15 protein-coding genes are annotated in these 12,447 nt (G+C 68.1%); 7 read left to right on the top strand and 8 right to left on the bottom strand.

What is annotated here, in order from left to right:
- Positions 1-5 precede the first annotated feature (5 nt).
- Positions 6-1,361, bottom strand: a complete 1,356-nt coding sequence (locus ACIBI9_RS49140; protein ID WP_397233688.1) for an OFA family MFS transporter — start codon at positions 1,359-1,361, stop codon at positions 6-8.
- Between the two features lie 98 nt (positions 1,362-1,459).
- Between ACIBI9_RS49140 and ACIBI9_RS49135 the strand changes: the two genes are divergently transcribed.
- The gene (locus tag ACIBI9_RS49135; RefSeq protein WP_397233687.1) at positions 1,460-2,500 is read left to right on the top strand and encodes a DUF3375 family protein; all 1,041 of its coding nucleotides are present in this window, start codon (positions 1,460-1,462) and stop codon (positions 2,498-2,500) included.
- A gap of 148 nt (positions 2,501-2,648) precedes the next feature.
- Entirely contained in the window at positions 2,649-3,035 is a 387-nt protein-coding gene (locus ACIBI9_RS49130; RefSeq protein WP_397233685.1) for a TetR/AcrR family transcriptional regulator C-terminal domain-containing protein, read from the top strand.
- 346 nt (positions 3,036-3,381) lie between these two features.
- On the opposite strand, the gene ACIBI9_RS49125 is transcribed toward ACIBI9_RS49130, so the two are convergent.
- Both ACIBI9_RS49125 and ACIBI9_RS49120 read right to left on the bottom strand, forming a co-directional pair.
- The gene (locus tag ACIBI9_RS49125; RefSeq protein ID WP_397233683.1) at positions 3,382-4,581 is read right to left on the bottom strand and encodes a hypothetical protein; all 1,200 of its coding nucleotides are present in this window, start codon (positions 4,579-4,581) and stop codon (positions 3,382-3,384) included.
- Positions 4,578-5,048 (bottom strand): SigE family RNA polymerase sigma factor, encoded by a 471-nt coding sequence (locus ACIBI9_RS49120; RefSeq protein ID WP_397233681.1) that lies wholly within the window; start codon positions 5,046-5,048, stop codon positions 4,578-4,580. The genes ACIBI9_RS49125 and ACIBI9_RS49120 overlap by 4 nt, the downstream gene beginning before the upstream one ends.
- 458 nt (positions 5,049-5,506) lie before the next feature.
- On the opposite strand from ACIBI9_RS49120, the gene ACIBI9_RS49115 reads away from it, so the two are divergent.
- Positions 5,507-5,812 carry a hypothetical protein gene (locus tag ACIBI9_RS49115; RefSeq protein ID WP_397233679.1) on the top strand — a complete coding sequence of 102 codons (306 nt, stop codon included), beginning with the start codon at positions 5,507-5,509 and terminating at the stop codon, positions 5,810-5,812.
- 159 nt (positions 5,813-5,971) lie between these two features.
- Here the strand turns inward: ACIBI9_RS49115 and ACIBI9_RS49110 are convergent, their stop codons facing one another.
- A complete protein-coding gene (locus ACIBI9_RS49110; RefSeq protein WP_397233677.1) occupies positions 5,972-6,964 on the bottom strand; it encodes a GlxA family transcriptional regulator in 993 nt (330 codons plus the stop codon).
- Between the two features lie 123 nt (positions 6,965-7,087).
- On the opposite strand from ACIBI9_RS49110, the gene ACIBI9_RS49105 reads away from it, so the two are divergent.
- Entirely contained in the window at positions 7,088-8,050 is a 963-nt protein-coding gene (locus tag ACIBI9_RS49105; RefSeq protein ID WP_397233675.1) for an NADP-dependent oxidoreductase, read from the top strand.
- Positions 8,051-8,351: 301 nt separating this feature from the next.
- Here ACIBI9_RS49105 and ACIBI9_RS49100 read toward each other — a convergent pair whose 3' ends face one another.
- A complete protein-coding gene (locus ACIBI9_RS49100; RefSeq protein WP_397233673.1) occupies positions 8,352-8,798 on the bottom strand; it encodes a DUF1801 domain-containing protein in 447 nt (148 codons plus the stop codon).
- A gap of 44 nt (positions 8,799-8,842) precedes the next feature.
- Here ACIBI9_RS49100 and ACIBI9_RS49095 point away from each other — a divergent pair, with 44 nt between their 5' ends.
- On the top strand, positions 8,843-8,992 hold the full coding sequence (locus ACIBI9_RS49095) for a hypothetical protein (RefSeq protein WP_397233671.1): 150 nt from the start codon (positions 8,843-8,845) through the stop codon (positions 8,990-8,992).
- Positions 8,993-9,184: 192 nt separating this feature from the next.
- Entirely contained in the window at positions 9,185-10,606 is a 1,422-nt protein-coding gene (locus ACIBI9_RS49090; protein WP_397233669.1) for a sialidase family protein, read from the top strand.
- Here ACIBI9_RS49090 and ACIBI9_RS49085 read toward each other — a convergent pair.
- A complete protein-coding gene (locus ACIBI9_RS49085; protein WP_397233667.1) occupies positions 10,582-11,238 on the bottom strand; it encodes a hypothetical protein in 657 nt (218 codons plus the stop codon). The two genes, ACIBI9_RS49090 and ACIBI9_RS49085, sit on opposite strands and share 25 nt — an antisense overlap.
- Complete coding sequence (locus tag ACIBI9_RS49080; protein WP_397233665.1) at positions 11,238-11,615, bottom strand: hypothetical protein; 378 nt, start codon at positions 11,613-11,615, stop codon at positions 11,238-11,240. Before ACIBI9_RS49080 ends, ACIBI9_RS49085 begins: the two co-directional genes overlap by 1 nt.
- Here ACIBI9_RS49080 and ACIBI9_RS49075 point away from each other — a divergent pair.
- Entirely contained in the window at positions 11,558-12,241 is a 684-nt protein-coding gene (locus ACIBI9_RS49075; RefSeq protein ID WP_397233734.1) for a WD40 repeat domain-containing protein, read from the top strand. The genes ACIBI9_RS49080 and ACIBI9_RS49075 overlap by 58 nt on opposite strands.
- Here ACIBI9_RS49075 and ACIBI9_RS49070 read toward each other — a convergent pair.
- Complete coding sequence (locus ACIBI9_RS49070) at positions 12,181-12,390, bottom strand: hypothetical protein (RefSeq protein ID WP_397233663.1); 210 nt, start codon at positions 12,388-12,390, stop codon at positions 12,181-12,183. The two genes, ACIBI9_RS49075 and ACIBI9_RS49070, sit on opposite strands and share 61 nt — an antisense overlap.
- Positions 12,391-12,447 lie beyond the last annotated feature (57 nt).

Raw genomic sequence — 12,447 nt, 5'->3', positions numbered from 1 at the left:
GGACGTCATGTCGCCTGCCCTTCCATGGCCGGCTCGGCCGGCTTCTCGTGGTACCTGTCGCTCACCGGCCGGATCAGCTCGTTGGCGAGCAGGCCCACCGCCAGCAGCCCGATCATGATGTAGAGGGAGGTCGTGTAGAGCGCGGGCCCCGAGCGCCCCGCCGCCTTCTGCGCGTCGGCGATGGCGTTCACGATCAGCGGGCCGAGCACGCCCGCCGTGGACCAGGCCGTCAGCAGGCGGCCGTGGATCGCGCCGACCTGGTAGGTGCCGAACAGGTCCTTCAGGTACGCCGGGATCGTCGCGAAACCGCCGCCGTAGAAGGACAGGATGCCCAGCGCGCACACGATGAACAGCGGCTTGGAGGAGTTGCCCGCCAGCGCGATCACCAGGTAGAGCAGCGCGCCGACGCCCAGGTAGACGCGGTACATGTTCTTGCGGCCGATCAGGTCGGAGGTGGACGACCAGACGAAGCGGCCCGTCATGTTCGCCAGCGACAGCAGCGCGACGAACCCCGCCGCCGCCCCCACCGCGACCGGCGTGGCCGTGCCCGTGAAGAAGTCCCTGATCATGGGCGCGGCCTTTTCCAGGATCCCGATGCCCGCGGTGACGTTGCAGCACAGCACGACCCACAGGCAGTAGAACTGCGGGGTGCGGATCGCGTTGCGGGCCGAGACGTCCGCGTCGGTGATCAGCGGCCTGACCGCGACCGCGGGTCGCGTCCACCCCGGAGGCGACCAGCCCTCCGCCGGGACGCGCACCAGCAGCACGCCCATCGTCATGAAGACCGCGTAGACCAGGCCGTGCACGAGGAACGTGGTGGCGATCCCGCCCGTGCTCGTGCCGAACGACTCCAGCATCTGCGCCGACCACGGCGAGGCGATGAGCGCGCCGCCGCCGAACCCCATGATCGCGATCCCCGTCGCCATGCCGGGCCGGTCGGGGAACCACTTGATCAGCGTGGAGACGGGGGAGATGTAGCCGATGCCGAGCCCGATCCCGCCCACGACGCCGTAGCCGAGCACGACCAGCCAGTACTGCCGGGTGGCCACGCCGAGCGCGGACAGCAGGAAGCCGGAGGAGAAGCAGGCCATCGAGACGAACATCGCCCAGCGCGGCCCGTTGCGCTCCACCAGCGTGCCGCCGAAGGCCGCCGACAGGCCGAGCATGACGATGCCCAGCTGGAACGGCAGGGCGCTCTGCGTGCCCGACAGGTGCAGGGAGGACTCCAGCGGGGGTTTGAACACGCTCCACGCGTACGCCTGCCCGATCGCCAGGTGGACCGAGAGTGCGGCGGGCGGCACCAGCCACCGGCTCCAGCCGGGTGCCGCCACGATCCGGGAACGGTCGAGGAATCTTGCCACCTCACACGCATACCACATACGGTATGCAGTATTGAAGATCTTTACGGCAAGCGGTCAGAAACCCGCGACGAACGGTTCCACCACCGATTCTGCAGACCGTGCGCCGCTGGGCTCTTGAGGCCAGTTCAGTTCGCGAGGACAGGATCCGGCGCCTCGAGGACCAGATCGCTCAATTGACGACAGCAAGGGACCGGCTTGCCGAGGGCGGAGACGTCTTCGCGGCCTCTGATGAGCGGATGCTGGAAGGCTACTTCGACCTTGCGGATCTCATCGACCAATTGCCCAGTGACTTCAAGCGGGTCGAGGAATCGGTGACGGAGATGCACCGACAGATCATCAGCAGTTTCCGAGAAGAAGACCGCCCCATCGGCGAGGTGCTGGATGAGTATCTCGCCAAGACGGATCAGCTGATGTCGGCCACGGCCGAAGGCCGGGCGTTCGAAGGCGCGTTCACCTTGCTGCGTGATGACGCCCTCCTCCTCGACCTCAAGAGTGATCTTCAGGCCATTCTCGATCACCCTTTCACGGTGGCGCTCGCCTCCGCGGAAAAGAACTGCCTGCGCGGGACGGTAGGTGTCATCCGGCAGGGCATCGACGATGTGCTCTCCCAGCGCAGCAGACTGACCACCACGCTTCGCGAGCACATCGTCAATCACGACATCATCAAGGAGCGTGAGCTCGAAGTCCTGCTTCGCGACATCAACAGAGAACTCGCGACATGGATGCAGGGTGCCGGGCCGCGCGCCACCGTCCCTCTTGAGCTGATGCCCAGGACCTTGGACATGGCCCATCTCCGGGAACGGTTTTACGACCCTGGGTCGGAGACACCGCCTCCTCCGCTGGGGGATGCATCCCACGATGCGCCACAGCCGCCGTCGTTGGCGGACATTCGCCAGCAGGGCGGCCCCTTGCTGGAGCAGAGGGGTCTCGCTGTCGTCGCGGCGTTCGCCGGCGGGGACGTGGAGTCCGCGGGTGAGGCTTTCAACGGCCTTGAGGCGAAGCTTCGGCGCCCGGTCGAGATCCTCGGACTTTTGCACATGGCCATCCAGATCGACGTGCTCGATCACGAGCAGTCGGCTGAGCTTTTCGCGACCATGCGTCCTGACGGACGGTGCGGGACTTCCGGGTGCCGCGCATGACACTCAACGAGCAGCACACGGCCGCGTTGGCGGCCCTGAGCCCGGGATCGGACCAGTGAGCGACGATTGGGATGACGATCTGCGCGGTGAGGACTTCGACGAGGCCGAGCAGGAGAGTTTGGCCCTCTTCGAAGGAGATGAGGGAGGCTTGACGCTCCAACAGCGCAAGACGCTCGTGTCCCTGCTCGAGACGCTGATCGGGATCGTTGATCGCCACCTGCGCAAGGTCATCGAGCTGGAGTCCGATCTCGTCGAGTTCGGGGTGGACATGGTGACCCCGGTACCGCAAGACGCCGTGCACTTCGCGCTGGTCCGGCAAATCGACGCCGAGGCCGGGCACATCCCCCTGGCCGCCATCGAGGCCTGGCAGCAGGCAGGGCCCCTGCGGGTCCGCCACGCCTTGGCCGACCGGCTCCAGCAGGCCGCCGACAAAGGACTGCTCACCGTGTCGGATCCGCTGCTGGCGGCCCACCACCTCCTGGCGCTACTGTCGTCCGCCGCCCCCTCGCCGCACGCCCCCGCAGGAGACCGCTGACAAGGTGGCCGCAAGCGTGCGCGCCTTCCTCTTGGGCCACACATGACCACGCCCCCGGAGAGTCCTTAACGCCCAAACAGCACCCAGATAACTGGGCCTCCTACCAGCAGCGCACCCTCGTCAGGGCGGGCACGTTGAACTTTTCGATCGGGACCAGGCCGACGTTGCACGCCCCGGCCACGATCAGCTCGGCCAGACTGGTCGCAAAGTCGTCCATCGCGGCATCGGCGGCGAATGCTCCGTCAGGAACACTCCGAGCATCCGGACGGTCCTCCACTGCACCGGCCAACCCAGCGTAGTTCCTTGAGCTCCTGAACATTCGCGAAGGTCCGCATGGTTCCGAACGCTATTGCGCGGGCGGGACGGCTGCCAAGTTCAGCATGCGCATGGCGTCTTTCCCGCCTTCCCAGCAGGCGACGGTGCTGGGGCCGGAGCTGGAGCCGAGGGCCATCCAACTGCTGCGCTTGCCGATCGAGGCCACCTGGCCGGTGCTGATGTCGTACACGCCGTCGCGCAGATAGACGAACCGATCGAAGGTCGGGGTCAGCGACAGCGAGGTCGGGGTGCCGAAGACGCCGACGTGCCGCACGCCGGTGCCGTCGATCCGCTGCACGAAGCTGCCCTTCTCGTCCCGCCCTGTGCACCAGGTGGGCCCGCACCGGAGCCCCTTCGTCCCCGCCCGCACCGTCACCGCATATGTTGTGCCGCGCGCTAGGTCGATGAGCTTGGTCTGGTTGCGGTTGCTGGTGCTGAGGTCAGCAGGCACGTCGCCAGCCCATGGCCAGCTGATCACGTGCAGGCCCTTGCCACCCGGCAGGCGTTGCGGGCTCCCGCCCGCCAGTGGCATGCGCCACACGCCGCCGGCGCGCTCCGACCAGACGACCTGGTCGCCGCCGATCGTGATCACGTCAATGTCCACGCGGTCGCCTCTCAACGTGCCGAGCAGCCGCGCCTGGCCGCCCGCCAGCGGGGCCATCCAGATCTCTCGCACCTTCGAGGTGTCTTTTCTGCCGGACGCGATCCAGATGACGTTCCCGCCGTCCGTCACCGCGACCTGGGCGATGGGCCCCTCGAGTCCCGGCGTCCTCGGCACCCTGGTGACCACGCGGGTCTTTCGCGTCGCGGAGTCGTACACCTCAAGCGTGCTACTTCTCTCGAACCGCCCCCAGGCCGAGAGCAGGACCTCCGTGGCGTTCAGGCCGGTGAGCGGGAGGTAGCGCCAGCCGTCAGCGTTCGCGGTGGGCATCGTGAAGACGGCCTTCGGCCAGAGCTTCTCCGCCGGCACACCCTTGCCTGTCGACGGGGCGGCGGTGGGCGGCGTTGCGTGGCCTGTGGGTGTGATGGCGTCGACCTCGCCCCCGCCGGAGAGGACGATCCTGGCTCCCACTCCCAGCACGACCACTGCGGCCGCGGCCGCGAAGGCCTGCGCGCGTCTGAAAGTTCTGCGGCGCCTGCGCCGCGCGACCGCCGCCAGTAGGTCGCCCTCCTCGCCGATGGTCGAGGCCGCCGCCCGCAGCGCGCCGACCAGTTCGTCTTCCGTTCTCATGCCCGTCCCCTTTCGAACACCTCAGGCTTGACCCGCAGCGCGTTGAGCGCGTGGAACGCCTGACTGCGCACGGTTCCCCGGGAGATGCCGAGAATCTCGGCTATTTCCTGATCCGACAGGTCCTCGAAGTACCGCAGCACGATGACGGCCCGCTGCCTGCGCGGCAGCGTGGCCAGCTCCTTCCACAGCTCTCCGAAGGAGTGGCTGTCGGTGTAGGAGCCTTCCGGTACGTCGTCCGTCAGGTGCTCCCTGCGCCGCCTGCGCCACCAGCTGATGTGCTGCCTGGCCATGACGGTGCGGACGTACGACTCCGGACTGTCCTTGTTGCGCACCCTGTGCCAGGAGTCGCTCAGCTTGAGCAGCGCCTCCTGCACCACGTCGGCCGCGTCATCGGCGTTGCCGGTGAGCACGTAGCCGTACCGGAGCAGGGCCGCGCCCCGCGCTCGGACGAAATCCTCGAACTCCATAACACCGAGACGCGCGAGGGAGCCTGGCCTGTTGCAAAGATCTTTACTCGAAACCATCGCATAGGTGTTTGAGTCCACGCTACAGTCCTAGGTACCGCAATCGAACAAGGGTTCGGCCTGGCGGGAGGGGGTTTGTCTGATGACGGTACTCGCGACCGCCCCTGCTCGGACACGCCGTAGCACCTTCTTCCCCAAAAGTAAGAGCCTGCTGACAATGGCTTAAATGCTCGTGGGTATGGGGCCATAGAGGGTTGGTCCGATCTTGTTGATGTAACCCTGGTGGGACCACTGGGACAGCTGGACGCGAAGCTGTTGACGTTCCCGATCCCGAGGATGGCGGCCAGCTCGGCCCCTTTCCATGTTCGCCACGGCTGTGCGCCCAGGAGTTTCAGCACCTTGCCGCGCCGGTCGGGAACGGACAGATCCGGAAGCGGCGCCCGTACGAGACCTTCGACACCGTGCGCCAGGAAGCGCTGCTGGAAGGCGCGGCAACCGCGCTGGGACCTCATTCGAACCAGGAAGATCATCGCACGTGGCAGATGTTCGACGGTGAACAGGTCAGCAGCATGCTCGCCGTACTTCCAGAGACCTTCATCGCGTTGCCTTCGACCCTGCCTCGAAAGGAGCAACTGCGGCTGGTTCGCCGCGCTCGTTCCACCGAGCGCGACACATACCTCTGGGGGCGAGACCACAAGGCCGAATGCGACCCACACCTCTGCGGCTACGTTCCCGAAGCCACCAGCAACCCACCGTCATCCAACTGACGACACAGCGACGCTCACCGCTGTGTGCAGAGGACTCCGGACATCCGTGCAGACGACTGTCTGATTTTGCTGGTGAGTAATAGCAGCGTTTCGACGGGGACGATCCGCGGCGCGCGGCGCCTTGAGGCCGTTGGCGAAGCCGGGGCGGCCGGGGCGAACTTACGGCAGCTCAGCAGCGTGCTCGGGCGGCGACTCGTGCCTGTGGAAGGTGCGCCGATAGGCCATCGGCGAGACGCCGATCGCCGCGTGCAGGTGGTGGCGGAGCGAGGATGTCGTGCCAAAGCCGGTCTCGTGGGCGATGAGGTCCACGGGCAGGTCGCTCGCTTCCAGCAGATGACGAGCCCGCTCCACGCGCTGCCGGATCAGCCACTGCCCCGGCGGCATGCCGACCTCCTCGCGGAAGCGGCGGATGAACGTGCGTACACTCATCCGCGCATGCGCGGCCAACTCCGGCAGCGGCAGCGGCTCATGAAGGCGTTCCAGGGCCCAGGCGCGGGTGTGCGCGGTACTGGCCGTCGACGGCGCCGGCACAGGCCGTTTGATGTACTGGGCCTGGCCGCCCTCGCGCCAGGGCGGGACGACACAGCCACGAGCCACCTGGTTCGTCACCTCGCTCCCGTGGTCGCGGCGGACGATGTGCAGGCACAAGTCCACCCCGGCCGCCGCGCCCGCCGAAGTCAGCACATCGCCATCGTCGACGAACAGGACATTCGGATCCACCCGTACACGGGGGAAGAGCCGCTGGAAGTGTTCGGCATGGCCCCAGTGTGTGGTCGCCGGGCGGCCGTCGAGCAGACCCATCGCCGCCAGCACGTACGACCCGACGCAGATCGACACCATGCGGGTGCGCGGCCGCACGGCCGCGAGCGCGGCGTGGAGCGGGTCCGGCAGCCGTCCCAGCTCGTGGATCATCTCGGAACCGTAGGCGGCGGGGATGATCAGGGTGTCCGCGGTTGCGAGGGCTTCGGCTCCGTGCTCGACGGCGATGGTGAAGTCCGCCGTGGTCCGTACGGGGCGGCCGTCGGCGGTGCAGGTGATGACTTCGTACAGCGGTTCGCCGTTCGGGCCCACGGCGGTGCCGAAGACGCGGGAGGGGATGCTCAGCTCGAACGGGATCACGCCGTCGAGGGCGAGTACGACGACGCGATGCATGGCGTGATCCTTGCGCACAATGGCAATCATGCCACTTCTTCCGGGCCGGCCCATCGCGGAGGCTGGTCACCGGCGCCGCAGTCGGCGGCGCACTCATTCCGGCTTTGAAGGAGCGTTCTTCCCATGAGCGAAGACACGACGGCGGCGCGGATGCGCGCGATCATCCAGGAGTCTGCGGGCGGCCCCGAGGTGCTGACCCTGGCCGAGGTGGACCGTCCTGAGCCGATGCCGACGGAGGTCCTGGTCCGGGTGCACGCGGCCGGCGTCAACCCGACGGACTGGAAGTCACGGACGCACGGCAGGCTGCTGAGCGATCCGCCCGCCATCCTCGGCTGGGATGTGTCAGGAGTGGTCGAGGCGGTGGGCTTGGGGGTCACTCGCTTCCGGCCGGGTGACGAGGTCTTCGGTATGCCGCGCTTCCCGCACAAGGCGGGCGGCTATGCCGAGTACGTGACCGCCCCTTCGCGGCACTTCACCCGTAAGCCGGCCGGACTTGACCACGTGCACGCCGCGGCGCTGCCGCTGGCGGCGCTTACCGCGTGGCAGGTCCTGTACGACACCGCGAACGTGCAGCCGGGCCAGCGCGTGTTGATCCATGCCGCAGCCGGCGGGGTCGGCCATCTGGCCGTGCAGCTCGCCAAGCATCTCGGCGCGTACGTGATCGGTACCGCTCGTAGGAGCAAGCACGCCTTCGTGCGTGAGCTGGGTGCCGACGACGTGATCGACTACACCGAGAGGGACTTCGCCGAGACGGTCCGCGACGTCGACTTGGTCATCGACAGCATCGGTGGCGACTATGGGGTGCGTTCCCTGCGGACGCTGCGCGACGGTGGCACCCTTGTCCGGCTCGCTTCGGAGCCTGACGAGGACCTCCTTCGGCAGGCTGGGGAGCGCGGCATCTGGGCGGGCTCCCTCCTCGTCGAGCCCGACAATGCCGCGATGGCAACGATCGCCAAGCTTGTCGATACGGGGCGGCTGCGCGTCGAGGTCGACACCGTCCTGCCGTTCGAGCAGGCGGCCAAGGCTCACGAGCTCGGCGAGACCGGCCGTACCATCGGAAAGATCGTGCTCACGGTTGCAGGATGACCTCACCGGCGGCAGGTCCCCGGGGTGGAAGTTCAGAATCCCTTGTGTCGTGACGAAGTGATGCGACCAGCCGATCAAACAGGGCCAGCGAGCACGGGAGGCTCAAGGAGCGAGCAGCCGCCCGGCACCTGAGAAGTGGCTGGTTCTCGATTCCCAGAGAAGATCACCAGAAGGCCTTCCGGGGTCGGTTGTGATCGCCCGAAGGAACGGCCAACGTCAACCCCGACAGCCCCGCGAACAGCAACTGGCCAATTACCTGAGATGCGAGGTGTACGGCTCAGCCCGGAGTCATGAACTACCGCTATTGACTGCGATTGGTGGCCCGGTCGACGCCCTTGTGCACCCGCACCGTGCGGTCGATGAGCTCGCGCAGCGCGCTCTCGTCGACGTCGTCGAGCCGTTTCAGGTAGAGGCATCCCCTTCCGGTCTTGTGCGGGCCGAGGCGGGCGAGCACTGATGCGTGCCGCTCCTCGAACCCACCCACCAGGTAGACGACGAGTTGCTGCTTGCGTGGTGAGAAGCCCGCCAAGGGCCAGTCACCCGTGCGCCCACTCGCGTAGGTGTAGCGGTAGCTACCGAAGCCGATGATGCTGGGGCCCCACATCACCGCAGGCTCACCGGTCACCTCGCGCAGGATCGCGCGGAGGCGCTCCGCGTCGGCGCGTCGGCGTTCGTCAGAGACTGCGGCCAGGAAATCGTCCACGCTGGCGTCGGTCGGGACCGTCACCGGCTGTTTGGAGGTCGCCATGACGTCATGCTCCCACGCCAGTGCGACAAATCAGCCAAATGGTGATGGGCGCAGGGGGAACCCCGATCCCGGCCGTCGCGAACCCCGGTCTCCGGGCGGGCACTCTACGGGATCACGAGGAGTTCATCGCCTATCTGCGCGAGCAGAAGGAGATCGGCCCGTCACGCCATGACCGGGTCACCGTCATCACCTGACGGCCGCCGCGCCGGCCGGGAACGGGCTGACAGGAGTGGCTGACGAAACTGATCATGAAGCAGTAATCTGCCCTGTGTCGTTGGCCGCCGTGCCGGGGGACGCCACGCCCTCCGGCGAGGCGGCGACGCTCCCCATAGACGCCCCATCAACAAAGACGAGGAAGGCTCGTGATTCGACGCTCCAGGGCATTATTGCCCGCAGCGGCCCTCCTGTTCGTTTGCGCCGTCGCGCAGCCCGCCGCCGCCGAGGGTGCCGCACCCGTCGTACGGCCGGTCTCGGGCATCAGCCCGCTGCCCGCAGGCTGCGGGCTTCCCCCCGCCGACGGCTACACCCTGAACCCCAACGCCGAAGTTCTGCCCATGCTGGCCCGGGACCCGAACCGTCCATGGCACCTCGTCACCGTGTTCCAGCAGGACCGCTGGAACCGGTACGGCAGCAACGGCGCGGTCACCGCCGTGTCGGACGACTACGGCAAGACCTGGCAGCGGTCCAAGAACCTGCCGGCCTTCTCCCGCTGCAACGGCGGCACGGCCGCCAACGGCGGGGACTACGACGTCACGACCGACAACTGGGTCACGGTCACGCCGTCGGGCGCGGCGGTGGCCGCGTCGTTCTCGCTGTCCCGCGCCGGCGACGTGACCGCCATCCTGGTGTCCCGGTCCGCCGACGGCGGCAAGCACTGGGACGCGCCGGTCACCCTGCAGCGGGACGACAACCCGCGCTTCTTCAACGATCGCCCGACGGTGACCGCGGACCCGTACCACCCGGGCGTGGTCTACGCGGTGTGGGACCGCATCGACAGCACGGACGCGGGCTGGGTGCAGCCGATCTACCTGGCGAAGTCGACCGACGACGGGCGCACCTGGACCACGAGCAAGGTCTACGACGTGCCCAACAACAGCGGCGTCATCGGCACCCAACTGGTGCCGCTCGCGGACGGGACACTGCTGATCGGCATGCACCACGAGACGGACACCGAGGGTGCGACTCAGGTCATCCGCTCGACCGACGGCGGCAAGACCTGGTCGGCGCCGACGCTGAACGTTCCGGCCCCGCTCGCGGTGGGCCCCCGCATCCCGGACCCGGACAACTCGGGTGACCCGATCCGCAACGCCTCCCTGCCACTGCTGGCCGCCCAGCCGGGCACCAAGGTGGTGAACGCCGTCTGGCAGAGCCAGGAATCCGACGGCACCTTCCACGTGGCCTACTCGCGGTCGACGGACAGCGGGAAGACCTGGTCCAGCCCGGTCCGCGTGGACAAGACGCCCACCGGCTCCGCCGCGGTACCGGTCGTCGCCGCGTCCCGGACGGGCACCGTGGCGGTCACCTACTACGACTTCCGCAACAACACCTCTGACCCCGCGACCCTGCCCACCGACGTGTGGGCCGTCACCTGCACCGACGACTGCACGCAGTCCGGGCCGTGGCGCGAGCAGCACATCGAGGGGCCCTTCGACGGGCGGAAAGTTCCAGCGACGAGCGTGGGACGCCTGATCGGGGACTACACCGGCCTCGTTTCGGTCGGCGCGACGTCCTTCACGGCCGTGTACGGCGTGACCACCGACGATCCCGCCAACCCTGTAGACATTCACAGCGCGGCTTTCACCGGCTGAGCACTTGAACACCACCGGCGAGGTCCGGTCAGACCGGACCCCGCCGGCCAGGTCAGGAACTCTTCGGCTCGCCCGGGGCACTGAGCCGGGCATGGCCGGCTGATCGGCTGCGCCGCCGGTACTCGGTGGGCGGTCAGCCTGTAAGTTCCGGCGATAAATGGGGTCTGGTGCGCCTGCCGGTTGGAGTCGGTCATCAGGTCCGGCATCGGCTGCCCGGCCACCTCCGCGAGCTGCTCGGTCACGACGGAGAGGAAGGCCGCCGCGTCGCTCTGGCTCGCGTACCTGGCGGTGACGAAGAACGACACCAGCCGCACGCCGGGCGGCGGATGCTGGACGAACCAGGCCATCAGCGCCGACTTGCCCGCCCACGCGGGGCCCTGCCAGTGGACGTACGGCGGCCCGTCCGCGGCGGTGCAGAACGTGGTCAGCTCCGCCAGCTCCTCCTCGCGGCCGATCAGCTCCCAGGGGAAGATCTGCCTGACCTGGTGCAGGTACGCCGACCGGGCGGGCGGCCGCTCCGCCGCGTTGACCACGGTGATGACGCCCGTGTTGGCGAAACCACCGTCACCCGTGATGGCGTCGCCGGTGCGGTTCGCCAGGAAAGCAGGCCTCCAGAAGCGGAGCCTGCCCATCAGTCGAGGCGAACGCCGGTGTTCGCGTCACCCCCGCCGCTGGCGTCCGCATCACCCGTCTTGTCCGCGCGGACGTCGTCCACGGCACCCTCGCCTGCCTCGGCTGTCTTGGCTCCCTTGACGACGATCACCCCGGTGTTGGCCTGGCCGCCGCGCCCGGCCGTGGCCTTGCCGGTACGCGAGGCGCGAACCCGCCGCCGCCCCGACGAGCCCGGCAAAGCCGCCCACACGCCTACCCCGACGGCCGCCAGCCCGGCCAGGGCGGACAACGCGGTGGACAGCTTGTTCGCGTCGTCCCAACGCAACACGGCCAGCACCACTGCCACGACGACCACCACAACCGCCGTCACCAGCACCGCCACACGCCGTCCGCTCATCGCCCCCGCCTCCAGGAACGGTCCGGAAGCGCACAAAGTCCTGGACATCCAGCGCCACCCCCCGCCAGTCTGCCCCCGCCGCCGTCCCCGCGCCAGGCTCTCCTCTCGCCGGCCACACCGACCAAGTGCGCTCAGCGACGTTCAGCCCAGGCGGCACCCACCTGGCCTCCGCCAGCACCGACAAGACGGTGCGGATATGGAACGTCGCCTTGCCACCTGATCTTTTTCGGGCAGTCTGCGACATCGCGGTTCAGCCGTTCACTCGTCAGGAGTGGCAGCGATACATCCCCGAAGCGGCATACCGGCAGAGCTGTCCCGCCCCCGATCGGACGCAACGAGCAGGGCCGACTGCACGGCCGCGCCTGAATTCGTATATCTGTCACGCAAGTCAGGCGCGGGCCGTGTCCGCCCAGCTCGACGCTCGCCCAGGCCGGGCTGACTCAGTAGTGAGCCTCGTAGATGTCGCGGAAGGGGCCAGGCGTCCGGGCTACGGCAAGGGGTCGATGCGAACGGTGGGCCACAATGCTGTCAACGGAGCAGGATCGCTCGTCAGGACCGGCCAGCCTCATTGCCGCGCCGCCATCACTACAGCGCCCGCCGTCCCAGCGTACGCGGCGCGCCCTTGAGCAGGCTCCAGTACCTCGGCGAGGGCCGGAATGGTGCCCCGGGTCAGCTCGGTCACGACCGTGATCGGCATGCCGAGCAGCACGTCGATGACGTCCCAACGCTCAGGTGGCAGTTGTGCGAGCGCTGCGGCGACCGCTGGTACGGGCACGACGATTACCAGTCCCTCTTCTAGGGATGACCACACCACCGCTTGCGCGTAGTGGGT

Source organism: Nonomuraea sp. NPDC050451 (assembly GCF_044458585.1).
Note: the sequence above shows the minus strand (reverse complement) of the source record. Positions and strands in the feature narration are given on the sequence as shown.